Raw genomic sequence first — 19,847 nt, forward strand, 5'->3', positions numbered from 1 at the left:
CCGAGCCGGACCCGGACCCGGTCCCCGGACCCGGTCCTCAAACCCGGAGCAGCCGCCCGAAGCCCGAAGAAGCCCGAAGTGGTTCGCCCGAGCAATCCCGAGTAGTTCGGGAGCACTTCGGGAGGAGTCGGGGAGCAGCCCGGGATCAGTTCGACGAATGTTCGACGGCTGATTCAGGCCAGCCGCCGAAGACGTGCAGAGCGCTGCCGCGTACTGCTGAGCACCGCTGAGTACCGCTGAGTACCGCCGGGCACGTGAGTACGGGCGTTCCGACGGCCGACGCAAGCCGACCGCCGGAACGTCCAGGGGGCCTCCGGCATGCCCGCACGCGTCAGTCGGCGATCGGCAGATAGACCCGCCCGCCCGCCGCCGTGAACTCCTTCGACTTCTGCGCCATCCCCGCCGCGATCTCCTCGAGCTCCGCCTGCGTACCCCCGTGCTCGCGGCGGATGTCCTGGGAGATCTTCATGCTGCAGAACTTCGGCCCGCACATCGAGCAGAAGTGTGCCGTCTTCGCAGGCTCGGCCGGCAGTGTCTCGTCGTGGAACTCCCGGGCCGTGACCGGGTCGAGGGCCAGATTGAACTGGTCCTCCCAGCGGAACTCGAAGCGCGCGTCCGAGAGCGCGTCGTCCCAGTCCTGCGCGCCGGGGTGCCCCTTGGCGAGGTCGGCGGCGTGCGCCGCGATCTTGTACGTGATCACGCCGGTCTTCACGTCGTCCCTGTTCGGCAGGCCCAGGTGCTCCTTCGGCGTGACGTAGCAGAGCATCGCCGTGCCCCACCAGCCGATCATCGCGGCGCCGATGCCGGACGTGATGTGGTCGTAGGCGGGCGCGATGTCCGTGGTCAGCGGGCCGAGCGTGTAGAACGGCGCCTCCTCGCAGATCTCCTGCTGGAGGTCGATGTTCTCCTTGATCTTGTGCATCGGGACATGGCCCGGGCCCTCGATCATGGTCTGTACGTGGTGCCGCTTGGCGATCTTGTTCAGCTCGCCGAGGGTCTCCAGCTCGGCGAACTGCGCCCGGTCGTTGGCGTCCGCGATGGAGCCCGGCCTGAGGCCGTCACCGAGGGAGTACGTCACGTCGTACGCCGCGAGGATCTCGCAGAGCTCCTCGAAGTGCTCGTACAGGAAGCTCTCCTTGTGGTGCGCGAGGCACCAGGCGGCCATGATCGAACCACCGCGCGAGACGATGCCGGTCTTGCGGTTCGCGGTCAGCGGCACGTACGGCAGGCGCACGCCCGCGTGCACCGTCATGTAGTCGACGCCCTGCTCGGCCTGCTCGATGACCGTGTCCTTGTAGATCTCCCAGGTCAGCTCCTCGGCCTTGCCGTCGACCTTCTCCAGGGCCTGGTAGAGCGGCACGGTGCCGATCGGCACGGGGGAGTTGCGCAGGACCCACTCGCGGGTCGTGTGGATGTTGCGCCCGGTGGACAGGTCCATGACCGTGTCGGCGCCCCACTTGGTCGCCCACGTCATCTTGTCCACCTCCTCCTCGATGGAGGAGGTCACCGCGGAGTTGCCGATGTTCGCGTTGACCTTCACCAGGAACCGCTTGCCGATGATCATCGGCTCGATCTCCGGGTGGTTCACGTTCGCCGGCAGCACCGCGCGCCCCGCGGCGATCTCCGCGCGGACGACCTCGGGCTCCACGCTCTCCCGGATGGCCACGTACTCCATCTCCGGCGTGATCTCGCCGCGCCGCGCGTACGCGAGCTGCGTCACCGCTTGCCCCGCCCGGCCCCGGCGGGGCTGGCGCGGGCGACCGGGGAAGACCGCGTCCAGATTGCGCAGGCCGCCGCGCGGCGACGTGTGCTTGATGCCGTCGTCCTCGGGGCGGACCGGGCGGCCCGCGTACTCCTCGGTGTCGCCGCGGGCGATGATCCAGTTCTCCCGCAGCGGGGTGAGCCCCCGGCGGACGTCGGTGTCGATCGACGGGTCGCTGTACGGGCCCGAGGTGTCGTACAGCGTCACGGCCTTGCCGTTGGTGAGGTGCACCTGGCGGACCGGCACGCGCAGATCGGGGCGCGAGCCCTCGATGTACGCCTTGTGCCAGCCGATGGACTTCCCGGCCTCGTTCGGGCTCTCGCCCTGGTCGAAGGCAGGCGTGCGTGTGTCCGATGTGGTCATGAGACCTACTCCCTACGCCGGCATTACCCGGTAACAGGTTCGGCGGTCGACGCAGCGGCTTCCGTACGGCTCCGGCACGGCTTGTGCCGGTTCTCAACGGAGGTCAGCGCCCTCTCAGCCCGGTGCTCCGAGCTCCCGCGTTTGCAAAGGTGCCTCCACGCTAGCGTCATGTCTGGCGCGGTGAACAGAGGGCCCCCGCCGTTCTTGCGATGATCGGGCCGTGACCACCACACCGCCGCCCGTCCATGAACCGCACGGCCATACGCACAGCCATGGCCCCGCAGCGCCCGTCTCCCAGCATTTGCGCAAGGTCATCGCCGCCGTCCTGATCCCCTTCGGCGCGGCGGTCCTCGTCGGCCTCGTGGTGCTGTGGCCCGGCGGTGCCCCGGACCACGAGCGCACCGGTGTCGGCTTCGACCGGCAGACCCAGTCGGCGACCGTGGCGAAGCTGGAGAAGGTGCCCTGCAAGGACGTCAACGCCTCGCAGACCCCGCCCAACGGCGACACCTCCACCGCCGAGGGCCAATCCGCGCAGTCCCGCGCCGACGGCACCTGCGGAAGGGCGACCATCAAGGTCACCAGCGGTCCCGACAAGGGCCGCACCTTCACGGAGATCGTCCAACCGGACTCGCCGCGACAGCTGAAGCAGGGCCAGGGCGTGGTGGTCGCCTATGAGCCCAAGGCCCCCGAGGGACTGCAGTACTCGGTCACCGACGTGAACCGCAAGCTGCCGATGGCGCTGCTCACCGGCGTCTTCGCCCTGGCCGTCGTCGTGGTGGGACGGCTGCGCGGCATCATGGCTCTGGTCGCCCTCGCGGTGAGCTTCCTGGTCCTGACCTTCTTCATCCTGCCGGCGATCCTGCAGGGCTCGAACCCCCTCGTTGTCGCGGTCATCGGCGCGAGCGCCATCATGCTGATCGCGCTCTATATGTGCCACGGCCTGACGGCACGGACCTCGGTCGCTGTGCTCGGCACCCTGATCTCCCTCCTCCTGATCGGCCTGCTCGGCTCGCTCTTCATCGGCTGGGCCTCCCTGACCGGCAACACGGACGACAACACCGGTCTGATCCACGGTCTCTACCCCGACATCGACATGAGCGGCCTGCTGCTCGCGGGCGTCATCATCGGCTCGCTCGGCGTGCTCGACGACGTCACCGTCACCCAGACCTCCGCCGTCTGGGAGCTGCACCAGGCCAACCCGACGATGGGCTGGCGCGGCCTGTACCGCGCGGGCATCCGCATCGGCCGCGACCACATCGCCTCCGTCGTGAACACCCTGGTCCTCGCCTACGCGGGCGCCGCCCTCCCCCTCCTCCTGCTCTTCTCCATCGCCCAGAGCAGCGTCGGCACCGTGGCCAACAGCGAGCTCGTGGCCGAGGAGATCGTCCGCACCCTGATCGGCTCGATCGGCCTCGTCGCCTCCGTCCCCGTCACCACCGCCCTCGCGGCCCTGGTCGTCTCCGCCGACCGCCAGGGCCCCGCGGCCCCCGCGGACGCCCCCGCGAGCCCCACCGCCCCCGGTACGACCGCGACCGTCCCGGCCCCGGCTCCCGGGCGCCCCCGCCTCGCCCGCGGCGGAAAGGGCCGCCGCCGCAAGCCCTGAGCCGAGGGCGAGCCGCGAGCCGACGTGCCCCCCGAGCCGACGTGCCCCCGGAGCCGACGTGAGCCCACGACCCGACGTGAGCTCCGGAGCCGACGTGAGCCCGGTCGGCAAAATGCCCTAATCCGCCATCCCGTTGGCGCCGCCGACCGTCCGTACGGCGCTCACCCCGCGCTCTGCTCCTCCGCGAGGATCCGGTCCAGCGCCTCGTCGAGATGCGCGTCGAAGTCGGCGAGCGACCGCTCCTGCCCCAGCGGCACCAGCTTGTCCGTGCGGTCGAGGAAGGCGAGCAACGGTGGGATCCCCACCCTGAACACCGCCTGCTCCCCACCCACTTGAAGCCTGATCATCGCCTCGTCGAGCTCCTCGGGGTCGGTGGGCGCGATGTGCACATCACCGTCCCCGCATGCCCTGCCCACCCCGTCGACCAGCAACTCACGGCCGAAGGCCCAGGTCACCGGGGCATCGCCGGGCAGGTGGAAGGTCAGCCGCACGGCGTAGGGATCGCGCGTCTCGTACCGCAGCTCCACCGGGATGCGGAACGACAGCTCCTCCGAAACAAGGAAGCTCATCATGACCTCTGCCTGGACCGACTCTCGCATCGCCGCCTACCCCGTCACTAGCTTCGAGTGGCCAGGAACCAACTCCCTGACACTCTTGGCATCTTGCTCAACGTGTACACCAGATCACAAGGAGTGAGTTTTCAGATGCTGATAGAGAAGGCGAGTGTCCTTAGTAGCGTTCCGACCTCGTTCTGCAAGGTCCGTGCCGCGGGCAGCAGCCGGTCCGCCTGGCACAACGGAACGGAGATGGCCATCGTGGCCGCGGTGGTGCCCACCGTGATCGGGATCGCGGCACACACCGTCCCCAGCGCGTACTCCTGATGCTCGAGGACCGGTGCCATCCGCTCCATGGCGTCCAGTCTGCGCAGGAACGTCCGCTCGTCACGGACCGTGTTCGGCGTGAGCGATCGCACCGGGTACCGGTCGAGGTGCTCACGCCGTGCCTGGTGGTCCAGTTGGGACAGCAGGCACTGTCCGATCGCGTGCGCGTGTCCCGTCTCGCGGAAGTCGGCCCACTCCTCGACGGCCGGTTTTCCCGAGGTGTCGGCGATGGACACGACCTCGATCTCACCGTCGCGGTAGATCGCGAAGTACACCGGCACACCGATGGCATCACGCCAGTGCGCCAGGGCCTCACCAATCATGGTGCGACGATTCTGCCGCGCCGCGCTCGCCCCGAGCCGCTCGGCCGCCTCGCCGAGCACGAACACCCCGTTCTCCCGGCGCAGATAGCCCTCGTGGGTCAGGGTCCGCAGCAGGTGGTACGCCGTCGGGAGCGCGAGTCCCGACTCACGGGCCAACTGCTTCGCGGGCGCCCCGGCCTGGTGCGATGCGGCGGCCTCCAGGAGACGCATCGCCCGCTGCACGGAGCCGATCAGGGTGGGCCCGACGCCTGTTGAGGCGGTGTCGCCCGAGGACGAGTCGGCGTCAACCGTGGCCATGGGTCACTCCCGTTGCGCATGGGGGGTCCACCCGCGTCCGGGGAGCGCGGGAGGGGGCAGTGGGCCCGCCTGCGGGGATCGCCCCGCGTCGGTTTTCGGACTCTAACCCTTGGCCACCGCTCTTCGGTCCAAGCCGGGGAAACTTCCCCCTCGGGAGGGAACCGTGCCCTCTGGGACGGAAACCGCGGCCCCCGGAAGGGGACCATGGCCCCTGCGCAGGAGACCCGGGCGACCCTGGCGCGACCTCACCAGCCGCTGTGGGACGAGGACGAGCGGGATATGAACTTCCGTACGACGTAGATGAGTCCGCCGACCAGGGCGACGAAGAGCAGCAGCTTGAAGAGCAGGCCGAACACGAAGCCGACGACGCTCGCTATCAGGCCGCCGAAGACCACCAGAGCGACGACCGGCACCGCGATCCACTTCACCCACCACGGCATCCCCGAGAAGATCTCTCCCATTGCCCTCGCCCTTACCTTTCTGTCGACCGCGCATTGCTTCCGACAACCGCGCATTGGTTCAGAACTCCGACGCCCGAACTTCCATGGTTCTGAGTTCTTGCATTCGATGCTAGGCCGGAAAAGGGCAGTTCGGGGACGCTCGACCCCTTGTCCTCCCCTGATCCGTCCCCTAGGGAACCCCGAGTCCTGAGCCCTGAGACACGGACCTTGAGACACGGTCCCTGCGGCCCGAGCTCAGGCTCCCGTCACCGCTCCGGCGGTGAGAAGACCACGAGAACCCGCAGGTCCTCGGTGATGTGGTGGAACTTGTGCGGCACCCCGGCCGGGACGTACACGACGCTGCCGCGCGCGACCGCTGTCGTCTCCATCCCGACCGTGATGGACGCGCGGCCGCTGACGACCATGTACACCTCATCCTGCCGGTGCGGCTGCTGCGGGTCGGACTCGCCGGCGTCCAGCGCGTAGAGCCCGACCGACATGTTCCGCTCCCGCAGAAATTGCAGATACGCGCCGTCGTTCGCGGCCCGCTCGCCTTCCAGCTCGTCCAGTCGGAATGCCTTCATCGCTGCTGTACGCCCCTTGCCCCTGGTCGTGAACCGACCGTAGCCAACCTCCGTCTGCCACGATCAGACACATGAAGAATTTCGTAGTCAAGACGATCGCCAACGCGGTGGCTCTGGCCGTCGCCGTCTGGCTGCTCGACAAGATCACGCTCACCGGCCACAGCACGGGCTCGAAGACGCTCACGCTGCTTGTGGTCGCACTGCTCTTCGGCCTGGTGAACTTCCTGGTCAAGCCCATCGTCCAGGTGCTCACCTTCCCGCTGTTCATCCTGACCCTCGGCCTGATCACGCTGGTGGTCAACGCCCTGATGCTGCTGCTGACCTCCTGGCTGGCCGACAAGCTGGACGTGAGCTTCCACGTCGAGGGCTTCTGGACCGCCGTGCTCGGTGGCCTGATCATTTCGATCGTCTCCTGGGCGCTGAACGTCGCCCTGCCCGACCACAAGGACTGACCTCACCTCATGCGCGCCGCCCCTTCCTCCCGCCCCTCCGCCGCCCCGTTCGCCGTGTGCTTCGTGTGCACGGGCAACATCTGCCGGTCGCCCATGGCCGCGTCGGTCTTCCGCGCACGGGTGCGCGACGCGGGCCTCGACGGGCTCGTCCAGGTGGACAGCGCGGGCACCGACGGATGGCACGAGGGAGACAGCGCCGACCCACGCACCGTCGCCGTCCTCGAATCCGCGGGCTTCGCGGGCGACCACGTGGCCCGGCAGTTCCAGGCGCACTGGTTCGCCGGGCGCGACCTGGTGATCGCCCTCGACCACGGTCATCTGCGCACCCTGCGCCGCCTCGCGCCGACCTCTGCGGACGCCGACAAGGTGCGCCTGCTGCGCTCATACGACCCCACGGCCCTCGCGGGCGCCGACCTGGACGTCCCTGACCCCTACTACGGCGGCCTCGACGGCTTCGAGGAGTGCCTGACCATGGTCGAGGCGGCGAGCGACGGCCTGCTCGACGCCGTACGCGAAGCGGTGGAAGGACGCGCGGCATGACGCAGCACGCACAGCACTGGCAGCAACCACAGCACTCGCAGGCGTCGCAGACCGAAAGGGCCGGGACCGGACCGGCGGGTTCCGGAGACGGCACCCTGGCGGTGCGGGCCGGGCTCCCGGAGCCGGTGAAGTACGAGCCGACGCTTCCGGGCCCGGTGTTCGCCGCCCACTTCCATCTGCCGGGCGAGCCCACGGGCCCGTACACATACGGCCGCGACGAGAACCCCACCTGGACGCACCTGGAGCGCGCCATCGGGGAGCTCGAATCGCCGGAGAGCGCGAACGGCGGCGCGGAGACCCTGGTCTTCGCCTCCGGGATGGCCGCGGTATCCGCGGTGCTCTTCTCCCAGCTGCGCACCGGTGACGCCGTGGTGCTCCCGGACGACGGCTACCAGGCGCTGCCCCTGGTGCGCGAGCAGCTCACGGCGTACGGCATCGAGGTCCGCACCGCGCCGACCGGCGGCGATGCACAGCTCGACGTGCTCGACGGCGCCCGCCTGCTGTGGCTCGAGACGCCGTCGAACCCGGGCCTGGACGTCTGCGACATCCGCCGCCTCACCGACGCCGCGCACGCGCGTGGCGCCCTGGTCGCCGTCGACAACACCCTCGCCACTCCGCTCGGCCAGCGCCCCCTCGACCTCGGCGCCGACTTCTCCGTGGCCAGCGGTACCAAGCAGCTCACCGGTCATGGGGATCTGCTCCTGGGGTACGTGGCCTGCCGCGACGCCGCCCACGCGGCCGGCGTACGGCGCTGGCGCAAGATCGTCGGCGCCATTCCCGGGCCGATGGAGGCCTGGCTCGCGCACCGCTCGCTGGCCACGCTCCAGCTGCGGGCCGACCGGCAGAACGCAAACGCCCTGGCCGTCGCCGAGGCCCTGCGCGGCCGCGCCGATGTGGCCGGGCTGCGCTACCCCGGGCTCCCCGACGACCCCGCGCACGAGGTCGCCGCGCGGCAGATGCGGCACTTCGGATGCGTGGTGTCGTTCGAGCTGGCTTCACGCGCGCGTGCCGAGCGTTTCCTCGATGCGCTGCGGCTCGTGGACGAGGCGACGAGCTTCGGCGGCGTACGCTCGACCGCCGAGCGACGCGGGCGATGGGGCGGGGACGCCGTTCCGGAGGGCTTCATCCGCCTCTCCGCGGGCGCTGAGGACGCCGATGACCTGGTGGCGGATGTGCTGCGTGCGCTGGACAAGACGGCGGACGAGACCGGGGACGCGTCAGCGGACTGAGGTACGGGGCTACGCACAACGGACGGTCCGAGCCTCCCCCCTCGTGGCTCGGACCGCCCGCGGTTCCGCTTGCGAAGAACCGCGCGAACAAGGCTAGTTGACTCTGTGTCAGTGTCCAATCACAGTAGCGACAGCAACCTATCGACAAATTTATAGTTGGGCGGCGCCGGGGGCCGATACGGAGGGGAGGGTGACGACATGGACTTGGCCCTGTTGCGCACATTCGTGACGGTGCACCGGGCCGGTTCGTTCACCCGTGCCGCCGCACTCCTCGGCCTGTCCCAGCCCGCGGTGACCTCCCAGATCCGCACACTTGAGCGGCAGTTGGGCCGCCCGCTCTTCCTGCGCCAGGCCCGCGGCGTGACCCCCACGACGATCGGCGACGAGCTCGCGCACAAGGCCGCCCCGCACCTCGACGCCCTGGTGGAGATCGCCGAGGCCGGACTCGACGAGGACTCGTCGGTCCGCACCCTCCATCTCGCGGGGCCGCCCGAGTTCACCGCGGAGCGCGCCCTTCCGGCCCTCACCACGCTGACCGGGGGTGACGGCCAGGGCTTTGCTCTCCGTGCGTCGTTCGGCAACGCCGAAGAGGTCCTCGAGGGGCTTGCCGCCGGACACCACGATCTGGCCATCACCACGGCCCGGCCCCGCGGAGCACTGCTCACCGCGACCCCGCTGTGCGACGAGGAGCACGTGCTGGTCGCGGCGCCGCGCTGGGCCGCCCGCATCGGCCCCGGCAAGCTGCGCCGCAAGGGCGCACTCACGGTGGAGAACCTGCCGGTCGTGGAGGTCCATGAGTCGCTGCCGCTCGTCTCGCGCTACTGGGCCGCGGTCTTCGACTCCCGCCCGGCCGCGTCGGGCGCCGTCATCGTGCCGGATCTGCGGGCAGTGCTCGCCTGTGTGATCACCGGTGCCGGGCTCGCCGTCCTGCCTCGCTATCTGTGCGCGTCCGCCCTGGAGCGCGGTCAGATCGCGGCGCTCCTCGATCCGGCGGTGCCACCGCTGCGGACGTACTTCCTCGTCGTACGCACCGGCACACTCGCCATGCCCCACATCGCGCGGGCGCACGAGTGGCTGCTGCGAGCTGCCGTCGACTGGGCGTGAGCCACGGCCCGGCTGGTTCGCGATGTTTCACGTGGAACAGTCCGGGCCACATTTCTCCCATGACCGTCCGACCCGTGGTCAAGCGCACCGCACGTGCCGTCCTTCTCGACGGAGACGACCTCGTCCTGATCAAGCGGACCAAGCCCGGTGTGGACCCGTACTGGGTCACTCCCGGGGGCGGGGTGGAGGCGGAGGACGCGACGGTGGTCGACGCGCTCCATCGTGAGGTGCACGAGGAGCTCGGCGCCAAGATCACCGATGTGGTCCCGTGCTTCGTGGACACGGTCGAGCACATCGGCGAGGACGGCGGCGCCACAGGAGTGAAGGTGCAGCACTTCTTCGTCTGCCGACTGGAGTCCATGGACCCGGCCCAGCGGCACGGCCCCGAGGTCGAGGAGCCCATCGGCGAGTACGAGACCGTCTGGGTGCCGTTCACCCGCGTCGGGATCGCATCGGTCCACCTCGTCCCGCTGTCCCTGCGGCACTATCTGGACGGCAACATCGAAGGCGTACGCGCGATGCACGCGCCTGATCTGGGCTGAGCCGGGTCTGGGGAGAGCCTGATCTGGGCTGAGCCCGATCTGGGGGACGCGGTCAGTCGCCCGCGGCGACCAGTTCCTCCACCGCGTCGTGCCGGATCCGGCCCGCCGGTATCCCCACGTCCCGCAGCGCGTCGACCCCGCTGCGGATCATCCCGGGCGGGCCCGAGAGGTACGCGTCGTACTCGTTCCACGGGCCGTACTCGCGCACCGCGTCCGGCAGTTGTTCCTGGTTGTCGACGACCGGGCGGACGGCGAGCCACGGGTGGGTCTGCTGGAGCCGCAGCATCGTGTCGATGTCGTACAGGTCGTGGTCGGTCCGGGCGCCGTAGAAGACCTCGACCGGCCGCCGCCTGCCATGTTCGGCGACATCCTCGACCAGGGCCTTGATGGGCGCGATGCCGGTCCCGCCACCGAGACAGAGCAGCCCGCTGTCGGTCGTGTGGTCCACCGTCATGGAGCCGGCGGGTGGCCCGAGCCGCAGGACGTCACCGGGGCGGGCGCGGTGCACCAGGGCGTTGGAGACCCACCCGGCCGGTATCGCCTTGACGTGGAAGGAGAGCAGCCCGTCGGAGCGGGACGCCGACGCGAACGAGTAGTGCCGCCAAATGCGCGGCCACCAGGGGGTTTCCAGGGTGGTGTACTGCCCGGCGAGGAACGGGTACGGCTGGTCGGGGCGGACGGTGACGACAGCGATGTCGGGCGTCCGCAGATCGTGCGAGACGATCTCGGCGTACCACCAAGCGGGCGCGCGCAGTTCGTCCTCGGCGGCCGCGTCGATCATGACCTGGGAGATCGTCGTGTACGCCCGCACCCACGCGGCCTCGGTCTCCTCGTCCCAGACCGCGCTCGCGTACCGGCTCAGCGCGCCGATCAGGCACTCGCCGACGGCCGGGTAGTGCTCGGCCTGGGTGCCGTACTTGCGGTGCCCGCGGCCGAGGTTCCGCAGATAGCCGACGAGTACGTCGACCTGGTCCATGTGCTCCGCCGCGGTCAGCAGCGCCTTGAGCAGCCGGTCGCGCTGCGTGTCCATCGCCGCCGGGAACAGCGTGCGCAGGTCCGGGTGCCGGGTGAACAGCAGCGCGTAGAAGTACGAGGTGACCTTGTCGGCGACGGGGGCTATCTCGGCCATCGTGCGCTGGACGAGGACGGCGTCGGGGGATGCGTGGGCTGATGCGTCGGATGCGTCGGGTGGGTCGGGCTGTTGGGGGTGGGGGGCGACCGGCTCGAGTTGCGGTGCGGGGCGCTCGGGCTTCAGCGCGGAGGGCGCGGTGGGTTCCGACTTCGGTTCGGAGGGCTGCGGTGCGGTGCTGTCCGGCGCCGCCAGGGTCTGTCCGCCGGGGCGCGGTGGTGCGGGCTCCAACTCCCGTGTGGTGTGCGGTATTCGCCCAGAACCACCGCTCTCGGTGGGACGGGCTCGGGGTCTGCCGAGAGGGCGTATCGATGACACGCGCCGCCCGGGAAGCGCCTCCCGGGCGCCGAACTCGGGAACGGGCTCGGGGCCGGGCTCAGGGAGGGGCTCGGGGAAGGGCTGTTCATCGCCCTCGGACACGCGGTCAGCCGTCTCCGCCAGGCTCGCTTCCGCGCTCTCCGGCCGCTTCGACGGCGTGCGTGGCGTGAACCAGCCGCTGCCGTTCTCCCCGGAAGTGCCGTTGCCCGCCGACGTGGTGGTCGGAGCGTCCATGCTGTGCCTCGCCTCGAACATCTCTCAGTCGGTCCACGCACTTCCTCACCGGAAGATGCTTGCTTTCCCCGCTCTGCCTCGGCAGCCCATGTCGATCACAGTGAACCCTGATACCCAAGCCCTACGGACAAGTAGGGGGAAATGTGACATTGGCCGCAGTCACCTCATCCGCAGCATCCCACCCGTGTCCATTGTGGGGAGCTGATAGCCGGAAGTGGGGGTCATCGATCTCTTTGCCCCGTTAAGCTTTATTGATCTGCGTGCGCGTCCCTGGCGTGCGCCTCCCCGCGCACCGGGCCCGAACCGGAGTCGACCCTACCGGCAGGCGTCGAACGCACAAGTGCCCTTGCTTCATTCGGAATTGTGGGATCCGGGCCTGGCAATTGCCTCCATTACCGGCGTGCCCGCCAATGCGTACGCCTTCCGCAAATCCCGCCCGACGTAGGAGTGAGTGGCCAGGTCCACAAGCCGTGGGTCCGCATTGACCGCGACCGAAACAGGCATGGCGGCGAACAGCTCCAAGTCGGACAGCGAGTCTCCGTAGGCGACGCAATCCGCACGGTCCACCCCGAACTCTTCACAGAGCCGGTTCGCGATCCTCACCTTGGCCGCCGCGTTGAGAATGCCCGTGGGATTCACCGGCTCGGTGAACGGCACGGCCGGGAAGCGCGAGCCGTACGCCGCATGCGCGCCCCAGCCCAGAAGCCGCTCCACGAAGAAAGACGGCGAGAGCGAGATGACCGCGCAGTAGTCGCCGTTCGCCCGGATCTCGGCCCAGGTGTCCTGGATACCGGACAGCCAGGGCGCCCCTTCGAAGGCGGCCGTCACATGGGCATCCGTGAGGCCCGCCCACAGGGCGTGCACCCGCACCGCGTACTGAGCGGAGTCGACGCGCTGCCCGACGAATTCCCGCTCAAGCTCCGCGATCTCCCTTTCCAGGCCCAGCTGTCGAGAGATCTCCACGGGCGCCGCAGTGCCGTACAGCAGCGTGCCGTCCAGGTCGAAGAGGTGTAGGCGCGTCATGTACGCCGAGGCTAGTACCCGCGGTTACTCCCACGGTCAGACGCCCCCGCGCGCCGATACCGGCACGGTGTTTCACGTGAAACTACGTCGTCCCGCACGCCGGGCCACCCTCGCTGTCCATGTCGCCGCCTCGGCCGGCTGGCTCGGGCTCACGCTCGGGCTCGTCGGGCTGGCCACGACGGCACTCACCACCGACTCCCCTGCGGCCATCGAGGCCTCCGTCCGTTCGATGAAGGTCTTCACCGACTGGCTCGTCCTCCCGCTGGCGTTCCTCACCCTGCTGAGCGGCCTGCTGCTCTCGCTCGGTACGACCTGGGGGCTCGCCCGCCACCGCTGGGTCTACACGAAGTTCTGGCTGACCCTGGTGACCATCGCCGCGTCGACCTTCGCGCTGCGCCCCGGGGTCAACGAGGCGGTCGCGACCGTATCCGCCGGAGACCCCCTGGCCGACCCGAGCGATCTCATCGCCGGACCCATCGTCTCGCTCAGCGCGTATCTGTTCATGACGGTCATCTCGGTTCTCAAACCCTGGGGCCTGACCGGGCGCGGCCGACGGCTCCGCGCCGGGCAGCAGCGTGACCAGAGGAAACTTGGCCAAAAGCAGAGTGCTTCTCCCCACAAAGAGGTGGACGCCGAGGTCATGCGTCAGACAGCCTGACCCGCGTGTCGACACCTACCCTCTCCGCACTGCCCATCCGCAAGCTCACTCCCCGTGACCTCATGGCCTGCGCCGACCTGTCCGAGGACCGCGGCTGGCCCCGCGAGGAACACAAATGGGGACTGCTGCTCTCGGCCGGGACGGGCTACGGCATCGACGACCCCGACGGACCGGGGCTCATCGCCGCCTGCGTCGTGACCCAGTACGGACCGTACGAGAACCCGGGACTCTCGGCGATCGGCATGGTGCTGGTCGCCGAGCGCCATGCCCGCAAGGGCATCGGCCGCCATCTGATGCGGTACGTCGTCGAGTCCGCGGGCACCACCCCGCTCACCCTCCACGCGACACCGAACGGCCGCCCCCTGTACGAGCAGCTCGGCTTCAAGACGACCGGGCGCGCCGAAATGGTCCTCGGCCCGTTCACCCCCGAGGCCTCGGACGAGGACGTGCCGGGCGTCACCACGCGGGCGGCGACGGCGGAGGACCTGCCCGTCCTCGTCGGGCTCGACACCGAGGTCTTCGGCCTCGACCGCACCCCGGTGATCACCCGCCTGCCGGCCTTCACCGACCAGCTCCGCGTCGCGGAGGCGGACGGCGAGATCATCGGGTACGCGGGCCTGTGGCCGAACATGCAGACCCATGTCGTCGGCCCGCTGATCGCCCGCGACACGGACACGGCGAAGGCGCTCATCGCCTCCCTCGGCACCCGCACCGACCGGCCGCTGCGCACCGACATCGACGTGCGCCACGAGGAGTTGCTCGCCTGGGTGAAGGCGCGCGGTCTGGCGCCCGTCGCCTTCAACTCCGTAATGACGTACGGAACCCCGGAGCTGCCCGGCGACTGGACCCGCCGGTTCGCACCACTGACGGTGGCGGCGGGCTGACGGCACACGAAGGCCCGCCCTCACGTACCGGGAGTTCCTCGGTACGTGAGGGCGGGCCTTCGTCATGCCCAGGGCCCCGGTGCGGAGCCCACGAAGGGCCTCAGGCGAGCGCGTCCAGGGCTGCCGTCGCGAACCCGTGGTCCTGCTCCGGAGCGCCGCCGCCGACGCCGATCGCGCCGATCAGCCGGCCGTCGCGGTGGACGGGCACGCCTCCCGCGATGAAGAGCAGGGGCCGGTCGAGGGCCGTGGGCAGCGTGTGGAAGAGGCCGCCGGGCTGGACCGCGTCGACGAGGTCGGCGGTCGGGGCGTCGAGCTGGAGGGCCGTGTAGGCCTTGCGGGTGCTGGTCTCGCCGGAGATCAGCACGGCCCGGTCGTCGCGCCGGAAGGCGAGCAGGTGGCCACCGGCGTCGAGGACGGTGACGCTGACCGTGACTCCGGCCGCTTCGGCGGCGCGGTGGGCGGCGGTGACGAGGGCCTCCGCGTCCGTGGTGGTCAGCGGGGTGACGGCGGGGGTGGTGGTGCTCACGAGGGGTTCTCCTTGATGCAGTGATGCAGTGATTCGCTGATGCGGTGATGCGGGGCGTCGGGGGCTGGTGGCCCAGGGCGCCGTGACGGCAGCCTGGGCGCCCTGGACGGGGTCAGTGGTGCACGGGCGTCGCGCTTTCGGTGACGGGGGCGACGGAGGCGGTTCCCGCGACGACGCGGGTCGGTGCGGCGGAGCGCCGCTCCAGGGCGGCCGAGAGCACGGCGAGCACGAGGGCGGATCCGGCGAGCAGGGCGCCCACCCAGTTGGGGGCGGTGTAGCCGAGGCCCGCGGAGATCACGACTCCGCCGAGCCACGCCGCGAGTGCGTTGCCCAGGTTGAAGGCGCCGATGTTGACGGCCGATGCGAGCGTGGGGGCGCCGGAGGCCTGGTCGAGCACGCGCTTCTGCAGCGGCGGCACGGTCGCGAAGCCCAGGGCACCGATCAGCACGACGGTCACGGCCGACGCGACCTTGTTGTGCGCGGTGAGCGTGAAGAGGCCGAGCACCAGGGCGAGGGCGCCGAGCGTGACGTACAGCATCGGCATCATCGCGCGGTCGGCGAGCCTGCCTGCGACGAGGTTGCCGCCGACCATGCCGAGGCCGAAGAGGACGAGCAGCCAGGTCACCGACGCGTCCGCGTAGCCCGCGACGTCCGTCATCATCGGCGTGATGTAGGTGATGGCCGCGAAGACGCCGCCGAAGCCGAGGACGGTCATCGCCATGGCGAGCAGCACCTGGACGTTGCGGAAGGCCCCGATCTCGTCGCGCAGGCGCACGCCCTCGGGCTTGGGCAGGTCCGGTACGAGCTTGGCGATGCCGACAAGACCGACGACGCCGAGGGCGGCGACGATGACGAAGGTGATCCGCCAGCCGATGGCCTGGCCGACGAACGTGCCGAGCGGCACACCGACCACGTTGGCGACGGTCAGGCCCGAGAACATCATGGCGATGGCCCCGGCCTTCTTCTCAGGGGCGACCAGCTCCGCGGCGACGACGGCGCCGATGCCGAAGAAGGCGCCGTGGGCGAGCGAGGCGACGATGCGGCCCGCCAGCATCACGCCGAAGACCGGCGCGACGGCCGAGACCAGATTGCCCGCGATGAACAGGCCCATGAGCAGCATGAGCATCCGCTTGCGGGAGATGCGGGTGGCGAGCGCGGTCATCAGCGGGGCGCCGATCACGACGCCCAGGGCGTAGCCGGTCACGAGGAATCCGGCGGTGGGGATGGAGACGTCGAAGTCACCCGCGACCTCGGGAAGGAGTCCCATGATCACGAACTCTGTGGTCCCGATTCCGAAGGCCCCGATCGCGAGGGCCAGAAGCGCGAGAGGCATGGAGTTTCCTTCCAGACGGTTGCAGGTGCGCTTAACGTGCGTCCACAATAATTGCATACGCGGGATAATTGCAAGCGCTGGATATTGCATCGGTGGACTATCCTGGACGCAGCCGCTCCAGGGCACAGGACGACGGGACGCAGGAAGACGGAGGAACTGCCATGACAGCGACCGACCCCGCACTCACCGCCCTCGCCCAGGGCTGGTGCGCGCTCTCCCTGCTCCACGGGAAGATCGAGACCCATGTCGAGCGGGCGCTCCAGGCCAAGCACGGCCTGAGCGTGCGGGAGTACGGCCTCCTCGACGTCCTCAGCCGCCAGCACGACGGAGAGGGCGGCCATCTGCAGATGAAGCAGGTCGCCGACGCCGTCGTACTCAGCCAGAGCGCGACGACGCGCCTGGTCACACGGCTTGAGGACCGCGGCCTCCTGTCGCGCTATCTGTGCCCCACCGACCGGCGTGGCATCTACACCAACGTCAGCGAGAGCGGCGCCAAGCTCCTCGCCGAGGCCCGGCCCACCAACGACACGGCGCTGCGCGAGGCGCTCGACGAAGCCGCGCAGAACCCCGAGCTCGCCCCGCTGGTCAGAGCGGTGGAAACGGTCCGCACCCCGGCCTAGCGGGCTCGCCCGGCGCTCATCGGGGGGCGTGCGCATAGGCTGCGGCCATGGGAGATCTTGAGATACGCCCCGCCGCAGCCGATGACATCCCCGCGATCGTGGCCATGCTGGCCGACGATCCCCTGGGCGCCCAGCGCGAGTCGCCGGACGACCTCACCCCGTACTTCCCGGCGTACGAGCGGCTCGCCAAGGACCCGAACCAGCATCTGGTCGTCGCCGTACGCGAGGGCCGCGTGGTCGGCACGCTCCAGCTCACGATCATCCCGGGGCTGTCGCGGAAGGGCACCATCCGGTCGATCATCGAAAGCGTCCGCGTGCACGCCGACGAACGGGGCAGCGGCCTCGGCACCCGGTTCATCGAGTGGGCCGTCGCTGAATCCCGCCGCCAGGGCTGCCAGTTGGTGCAGCTGACCTCGGACGCCAGCCGCACCGACGCGCACCGCTTCTACGAGCGTCTGGGGTTCACGGCCTCGCATGTCGGCTTCAAGCTCCAGCTCTGACCGCAGCGTGGGCGTACGCGCGGCGGCATTGACCTGCGCGACACCATGAGTCCGAGCGCCCCGACCCGAGGTGCCCTGTTTCACGTGAAACAGGGGCACCTCATGCAAGTGAGGGCGTTTATGCGAGCCCCCGCCACCCCTCCGGGTCCACCCCGCCCGGCACCGGAGCCCCCTCGTCATAGGGCTCCCGCGTGAAAACGAACGACCCCAGGTCGAGGTGGCTCACCGAGCCGTCCGGACGCCGGACCGCCCGCAGCAGCTCTCCCGCGTAGTACCCGTCAAGGCCCGTCCACGTCCCGTCGCCGTTCGGCCGGAACCGCGAGCCTCGCCCACCACCCACCAACGGAGCCAACTCGACCGCCCCGTCGGCCGCGAGGCGCAGCGCCAGCGTGCTCGTTCCCCAGTACCAGGGCCCGGTCAACTCCAGTACGGACCGGTCGACTTCGGGAAGGGGGCGCCACGGTTCAGGGATCCGCGGTTCCGCCTCCGCCACGATCCGTACGAGGTCGGCCGCCACCGCGGCCACCGGAGGCCCACTGGTGCAGTTGGCCAGGACCACCGCCGCGACGTCGTCCCCCTCGCAGGTCCACAGGCCGGCGAGGAAGCCGGGCAGCGAGCCCGAGTGACCGGCGAGCGTACGTCCACCGCCCCGCACGATGCTGACGCCGAATCCATAGGTCTGTTCCACGTCACCAAAATCCGCGACCGCTGCCGGCATCCTCATCTCGCGGACCGAATCCGCACAGAGCACCCTGTCATCGCCGTACATCAGGAACACGGCGAAGCGCGCCAAGTCAGCTGCCGTCGACCACAGTTGCCCGGCCGGAGCCATCAGCCCCAGATCCTCGGCAGGCTCGGGCAGCAAGACATCGGCCCACGGATGCACAGCCCAGCCGCCGGCGTGGGGGGCCATCGGCTGACCACTCGTGCGATGCAGGCCGAGCGGTTCGAGGACCTCACGACGCAGTACGTCCTCCCACGGAGCCCCACGCAGCGCCTCGACGAGCGAGCCGAGCAGCGTGTAGCCGGGGTTGGAGTAGTGGAACCGACGACCGACAGGGTGCTTGAAGGGCTGCTCCCCGAGGACATCGCTCAGTTCGGGCCGCAGCGACGCGGGGCTGCGCTCCCACCACTGTCCCGGTGTCTCGGCCGCGAGGCCGCCCCGGTGCGAGAGGAGATCGGCGATCGTGACCTCACCAGCGCCCGTGCCCGGCAGATGCTTCTCCAGCGGGTCGGACAGATCGAGCACGCCCTCGTCCCGCAGCCGCATCACCAGGACGGCGGTGAAGGTCTTGGTGATCGATCCGATGCGGTACTGCACGTGCTCGTCCGGTGCGTGGCCATCGACCGAGGTACGGCTCCCCGCCCACACCGTCTCTCCCCCGCGGACCACGGTGGCGACCAGGGACGGCGCACGCCCCTCCGTCTGGGCGGTGGCGATGCGATGGGTCAGGGCTCGGCGTGTGGCGGGAAGCAGTTCTGCGTTTGTCATGGGGTCAGTCGTCATGCGGCCAGTCCATAGGGGCGCGGCGCCCGGCGTCGAGTCCTTTCTCGCCCGGGACCCGATGCGGCTCGACATGTTTCACGTGAAACGCTGGTTGCCATGTCGGAAGACAAGCTGGTCAGTTACGAGGAGAGCCGTGCGCGGCTGTTCGGCCTGGCGTACCGGATGCTCGGCGAAGCCGCCGAGGCTGAGGACGTACTGCAGGACGCCTACCTGCGCTGGGCGGACAGCGGCCCGGTCGAGGTTCCCGCGGCCTGGCTGACCAAAGCGGTGACGAATCTCTGTCTGACCCGGCTGAGTTCGGCCCGCGCCCGTCGCGAGCGATACGTGGGGCCCTGGCTCCCCGAGCCGGTGTTCACCGATGACGGACAGCTGGGTCCCCTGGAGACGGTCGAGCAGCGCGACTCGGTGTCGGTCGGCCTGCTCGTCCTCCTTGAGCGGCTGACGCCCGCGGAGCGAGCGGCCTTCGTGCTGCGTGAGGCCTTCGGCTATCCCCACGCGGACATCGCGGAGGTCCTCGATGTACCGGAGGCGCGAGTGCGCCAGCTCTACCGACGGGCCCGTGAGCATGTACGGGAGCCGCGGCGCCGCTTCGACTCGGATCCCCAGCAGTGCGCGGAGATCGTGCACCGGTTCCTCGCCGCGGCGACGGAGGGCGATGTGGCGGGGCTCGAACGGTTGCTCGCCAAGGATGTCGTCTCGTGGTCGGACGGCGGCGGTGCGGTCTCGGCCGCGCGACGCCCGGTCACCGGTGCGGACCGGGTCTCCCGTCTCCTCGTCGGCTTCGCCACCCACCCGCGTGCGGCCGGTGCCGTGCTCGACGTACGGCTGGTCAACGGCGCACCGGCGATCGTGGGCCGCCTGGGGGGCGAGCTGGTCGCCGTGCTGCACCTGGAGATCGAGGACGGGCAGGTGCAGGCCGTGCACAACGTGGTGAACCCCGCCAAGCTCGCCTTCGCCGCAGCTCAGCCGATGTGATCCACATCTCTCCAGACACT

At 70.0% G+C, this 19,847-nt stretch carries 21 protein-coding genes and 1 riboswitch; of the genes, 11 read left to right on the top strand and 10 right to left on the bottom strand.

The window, feature by feature from the left end; genetic code table 11:
- Nucleotides 1–331: 331 nt before the first annotated feature.
- Entirely contained in the window at nucleotides 332–2,125 is a 1,794-nt protein-coding gene (gene thiC / locus ACFWZ5_RS13070; protein WP_384791076.1) for a phosphomethylpyrimidine synthase ThiC, read from the bottom strand.
- A riboswitch (TPP riboswitch) is annotated at nucleotides 2,118–2,274 on the bottom strand. It overlaps the preceding gene by 8 nt.
- Nucleotides 2,275–2,345: 71 nt before the next feature.
- Between thiC and ACFWZ5_RS13075 the strand changes: the two genes are divergently transcribed.
- Nucleotides 2,346–3,728 carry a YibE/F family protein gene (locus ACFWZ5_RS13075; protein WP_384791079.1) on the top strand — a complete coding sequence of 461 codons (1,383 nt, stop codon included), beginning with the start codon at nucleotides 2,346–2,348 and terminating at the stop codon, nucleotides 3,726–3,728.
- A gap of 161 nt (nucleotides 3,729–3,889) precedes the next feature.
- On the opposite strand, the gene ACFWZ5_RS13080 is transcribed toward ACFWZ5_RS13075, so the two are convergent.
- The 4 genes from ACFWZ5_RS13080 to ACFWZ5_RS13095 all read right to left on the bottom strand — a co-directional run bounded on the left by ACFWZ5_RS13080 (nucleotide 3,890) and on the right by ACFWZ5_RS13095 (nucleotide 6,253).
- A complete protein-coding gene (locus ACFWZ5_RS13080) occupies nucleotides 3,890–4,327 on the bottom strand; it encodes an SsgA family sporulation/cell division regulator (RefSeq protein WP_384791082.1) in 438 nt (145 codons plus the stop codon).
- A gap of 101 nt (nucleotides 4,328–4,428) precedes the next feature.
- On the bottom strand, nucleotides 4,429–5,142 hold the full coding sequence (locus tag ACFWZ5_RS13085; protein ID WP_384791161.1) for an IclR family transcriptional regulator: 714 nt from the start codon (nucleotides 5,140–5,142) through the stop codon (nucleotides 4,429–4,431).
- A 332-nt stretch (nucleotides 5,143–5,474) separates the two neighbouring features.
- Nucleotides 5,475–5,690, bottom strand: coding sequence for a DUF5326 family protein (locus ACFWZ5_RS13090; RefSeq protein WP_384791084.1), 216 nt, complete (start codon nucleotides 5,688–5,690; stop codon nucleotides 5,475–5,477).
- Between the two features lie 245 nt (nucleotides 5,691–5,935).
- Nucleotides 5,936–6,253 carry a cupin domain-containing protein gene (locus ACFWZ5_RS13095; RefSeq protein WP_384791087.1) on the bottom strand — a complete coding sequence of 106 codons (318 nt, stop codon included), beginning with the start codon at nucleotides 6,251–6,253 and terminating at the stop codon, nucleotides 5,936–5,938.
- Between the two features lie 71 nt (nucleotides 6,254–6,324).
- On the opposite strand from ACFWZ5_RS13095, the gene ACFWZ5_RS13100 reads away from it, so the two are divergent.
- The 5 genes from ACFWZ5_RS13100 (at nucleotide 6,325) to ACFWZ5_RS13120 (ending at nucleotide 10,120) form a co-directional block, all read left to right on the top strand.
- Nucleotides 6,325–6,705, top strand: coding sequence for a phage holin family protein (locus ACFWZ5_RS13100; RefSeq protein ID WP_384791090.1), 381 nt, complete (start codon nucleotides 6,325–6,327; stop codon nucleotides 6,703–6,705).
- 9 nt (nucleotides 6,706–6,714) lie between these two features.
- The gene (locus ACFWZ5_RS13105) at nucleotides 6,715–7,245 is read left to right on the top strand and encodes a low molecular weight protein-tyrosine-phosphatase (protein ID WP_384791092.1); all 531 of its coding nucleotides are present in this window, start codon (nucleotides 6,715–6,717) and stop codon (nucleotides 7,243–7,245) included.
- A complete protein-coding gene (locus tag ACFWZ5_RS13110) occupies nucleotides 7,242–8,474 on the top strand; it encodes a cystathionine gamma-lyase (RefSeq protein ID WP_384791095.1) in 1,233 nt (410 codons plus the stop codon). The genes ACFWZ5_RS13105 and ACFWZ5_RS13110 overlap by 4 nt, the downstream gene beginning before the upstream one ends.
- Nucleotides 8,475–8,672: 198 nt before the next feature.
- On the top strand, nucleotides 8,673–9,578 hold the full coding sequence (locus tag ACFWZ5_RS13115; protein ID WP_384791098.1) for a LysR family transcriptional regulator: 906 nt from the start codon (nucleotides 8,673–8,675) through the stop codon (nucleotides 9,576–9,578).
- Nucleotides 9,579–9,637: 59 nt separating this feature from the next.
- The gene (locus ACFWZ5_RS13120) at nucleotides 9,638–10,120 is read left to right on the top strand and encodes an NUDIX domain-containing protein (RefSeq protein WP_384791101.1); all 483 of its coding nucleotides are present in this window, start codon (nucleotides 9,638–9,640) and stop codon (nucleotides 10,118–10,120) included.
- 52 nt (nucleotides 10,121–10,172) lie between these two features.
- On the opposite strand, the gene ACFWZ5_RS13125 is transcribed toward ACFWZ5_RS13120, so the two are convergent.
- Together ACFWZ5_RS13125 and ACFWZ5_RS13130 are read right to left on the bottom strand one after the other, a co-directional pair.
- Nucleotides 10,173–11,822, bottom strand: coding sequence for a globin domain-containing protein (locus ACFWZ5_RS13125; protein WP_384791104.1), 1,650 nt, complete (start codon nucleotides 11,820–11,822; stop codon nucleotides 10,173–10,175).
- 330 nt (nucleotides 11,823–12,152) lie between these two features.
- The gene (locus tag ACFWZ5_RS13130) at nucleotides 12,153–12,824 is read right to left on the bottom strand and encodes an HAD family hydrolase (RefSeq protein WP_384791107.1); all 672 of its coding nucleotides are present in this window, start codon (nucleotides 12,822–12,824) and stop codon (nucleotides 12,153–12,155) included.
- Between the two features lie 76 nt (nucleotides 12,825–12,900).
- On the opposite strand from ACFWZ5_RS13130, the gene ACFWZ5_RS13135 reads away from it, so the two are divergent.
- Both ACFWZ5_RS13135 and ACFWZ5_RS13140 read left to right on the top strand, forming a co-directional pair.
- Nucleotides 12,901–13,482 carry a DUF2269 domain-containing protein gene (locus ACFWZ5_RS13135; RefSeq protein WP_384791110.1) on the top strand — a complete coding sequence of 194 codons (582 nt, stop codon included), beginning with the start codon at nucleotides 12,901–12,903 and terminating at the stop codon, nucleotides 13,480–13,482.
- Nucleotides 13,483–13,487: 5 nt separating this feature from the next.
- Nucleotides 13,488–14,366 carry a GNAT family N-acetyltransferase gene (locus tag ACFWZ5_RS13140; protein WP_384791113.1) on the top strand — a complete coding sequence of 293 codons (879 nt, stop codon included), beginning with the start codon at nucleotides 13,488–13,490 and terminating at the stop codon, nucleotides 14,364–14,366.
- 100 nt (nucleotides 14,367–14,466) lie between these two features.
- On the opposite strand, the gene ACFWZ5_RS13145 is transcribed toward ACFWZ5_RS13140, so the two are convergent.
- Together ACFWZ5_RS13145 and ACFWZ5_RS13150 are read right to left on the bottom strand one after the other, a co-directional pair.
- Nucleotides 14,467–14,892, bottom strand: a complete 426-nt coding sequence (locus ACFWZ5_RS13145; protein ID WP_384791116.1) for a heme-binding protein — start codon at nucleotides 14,890–14,892, stop codon at nucleotides 14,467–14,469.
- Between the two features lie 112 nt (nucleotides 14,893–15,004).
- Nucleotides 15,005–16,225, bottom strand: a complete 1,221-nt coding sequence (locus tag ACFWZ5_RS13150; RefSeq protein WP_384791119.1) for an MFS transporter — start codon at nucleotides 16,223–16,225, stop codon at nucleotides 15,005–15,007.
- Between the two features lie 161 nt (nucleotides 16,226–16,386).
- Here ACFWZ5_RS13150 and ACFWZ5_RS13155 point away from each other — a divergent pair, with 161 nt between their 5' ends.
- Together ACFWZ5_RS13155 and ACFWZ5_RS13160 are read left to right on the top strand one after the other, a co-directional pair.
- Nucleotides 16,387–16,845: a MarR family winged helix-turn-helix transcriptional regulator gene (locus tag ACFWZ5_RS13155; RefSeq protein WP_384791122.1), complete on the top strand. Its 459-nt coding sequence runs from the start codon at nucleotides 16,387–16,389 to the stop codon at nucleotides 16,843–16,845.
- 47 nt (nucleotides 16,846–16,892) lie between these two features.
- Nucleotides 16,893–17,345 carry a GNAT family N-acetyltransferase gene (locus ACFWZ5_RS13160; protein WP_384791125.1) on the top strand — a complete coding sequence of 151 codons (453 nt, stop codon included), beginning with the start codon at nucleotides 16,893–16,895 and terminating at the stop codon, nucleotides 17,343–17,345.
- Nucleotides 17,346–17,463: 118 nt separating this feature from the next.
- Here the strand turns inward: ACFWZ5_RS13160 and ACFWZ5_RS13165 are convergent, their stop codons facing one another.
- On the bottom strand, nucleotides 17,464–18,837 hold the full coding sequence (locus ACFWZ5_RS13165) for a serine hydrolase domain-containing protein (RefSeq protein WP_384791128.1): 1,374 nt from the start codon (nucleotides 18,835–18,837) through the stop codon (nucleotides 17,464–17,466).
- Between the two features lie 111 nt (nucleotides 18,838–18,948).
- Between ACFWZ5_RS13165 and ACFWZ5_RS13170 the strand changes: the two genes are divergently transcribed.
- On the top strand, nucleotides 18,949–19,827 hold the full coding sequence (locus tag ACFWZ5_RS13170) for an RNA polymerase sigma-70 factor (protein WP_384791131.1): 879 nt from the start codon (nucleotides 18,949–18,951) through the stop codon (nucleotides 19,825–19,827).
- Nucleotides 19,828–19,847 lie beyond the last annotated feature (20 nt).

This window comes from Streptomyces sp. NPDC059003, assembly GCF_042740445.1.
Classification (GTDB): Bacteria; Actinomycetota; Actinomycetes; order Streptomycetales; family Streptomycetaceae; genus Streptomyces.

Coding starts and splice junctions, on each gene's coding strand:
- thiC (WP_384791076.1), bottom strand. CDS start 2,125: ATGACCACATCGGACACACGCACGCCTGCCTTCGACCAGGGCGAGAGC.
- ACFWZ5_RS13080 (WP_384791082.1), bottom strand. CDS start 4,327: ATGCGAGAGTCGGTCCAGGCAGAGGTCATGATGAGCTTCCTTGTTTCG.
- ACFWZ5_RS13085 (WP_384791161.1), bottom strand. CDS start 5,142: ATGCGTCTCCTGGAGGCCGCCGCATCGCACCAGGCCGGGGCGCCCGCG.
- ACFWZ5_RS13090 (WP_384791084.1), bottom strand. CDS start 5,690: ATGGGAGAGATCTTCTCGGGGATGCCGTGGTGGGTGAAGTGGATCGCG.
- ACFWZ5_RS13095 (WP_384791087.1), bottom strand. CDS start 6,253: ATGAAGGCATTCCGACTGGACGAGCTGGAAGGCGAGCGGGCCGCGAAC.
- ACFWZ5_RS13100 (WP_384791090.1), top strand. CDS start 6,325: ATGAAGAATTTCGTAGTCAAGACGATCGCCAACGCGGTGGCTCTGGCC.
- ACFWZ5_RS13105 (WP_384791092.1), top strand. CDS start 6,715: ATGCGCGCCGCCCCTTCCTCCCGCCCCTCCGCCGCCCCGTTCGCCGTG.
- ACFWZ5_RS13110 (WP_384791095.1), top strand. CDS start 7,242: ATGACGCAGCACGCACAGCACTGGCAGCAACCACAGCACTCGCAGGCG.
- ACFWZ5_RS13115 (WP_384791098.1), top strand. CDS start 8,673: ATGGACTTGGCCCTGTTGCGCACATTCGTGACGGTGCACCGGGCCGGT.
- ACFWZ5_RS13120 (WP_384791101.1), top strand. CDS start 9,638: ATGACCGTCCGACCCGTGGTCAAGCGCACCGCACGTGCCGTCCTTCTC.
- ACFWZ5_RS13125 (WP_384791104.1), bottom strand. CDS start 11,822: ATGTTCGAGGCGAGGCACAGCATGGACGCTCCGACCACCACGTCGGCG.
- ACFWZ5_RS13130 (WP_384791107.1), bottom strand. CDS start 12,824: ATGACGCGCCTACACCTCTTCGACCTGGACGGCACGCTGCTGTACGGC.
- ACFWZ5_RS13150 (WP_384791119.1), bottom strand. CDS start 16,225: ATGCCTCTCGCGCTTCTGGCCCTCGCGATCGGGGCCTTCGGAATCGGG.
- ACFWZ5_RS13155 (WP_384791122.1), top strand. CDS start 16,387: ATGACAGCGACCGACCCCGCACTCACCGCCCTCGCCCAGGGCTGGTGC.
- ACFWZ5_RS13160 (WP_384791125.1), top strand. CDS start 16,893: ATGGGAGATCTTGAGATACGCCCCGCCGCAGCCGATGACATCCCCGCG.
- ACFWZ5_RS13165 (WP_384791128.1), bottom strand. CDS start 18,837: ATGACAAACGCAGAACTGCTTCCCGCCACACGCCGAGCCCTGACCCAT.
- ACFWZ5_RS13170 (WP_384791131.1), top strand. CDS start 18,949: ATGTCGGAAGACAAGCTGGTCAGTTACGAGGAGAGCCGTGCGCGGCTG.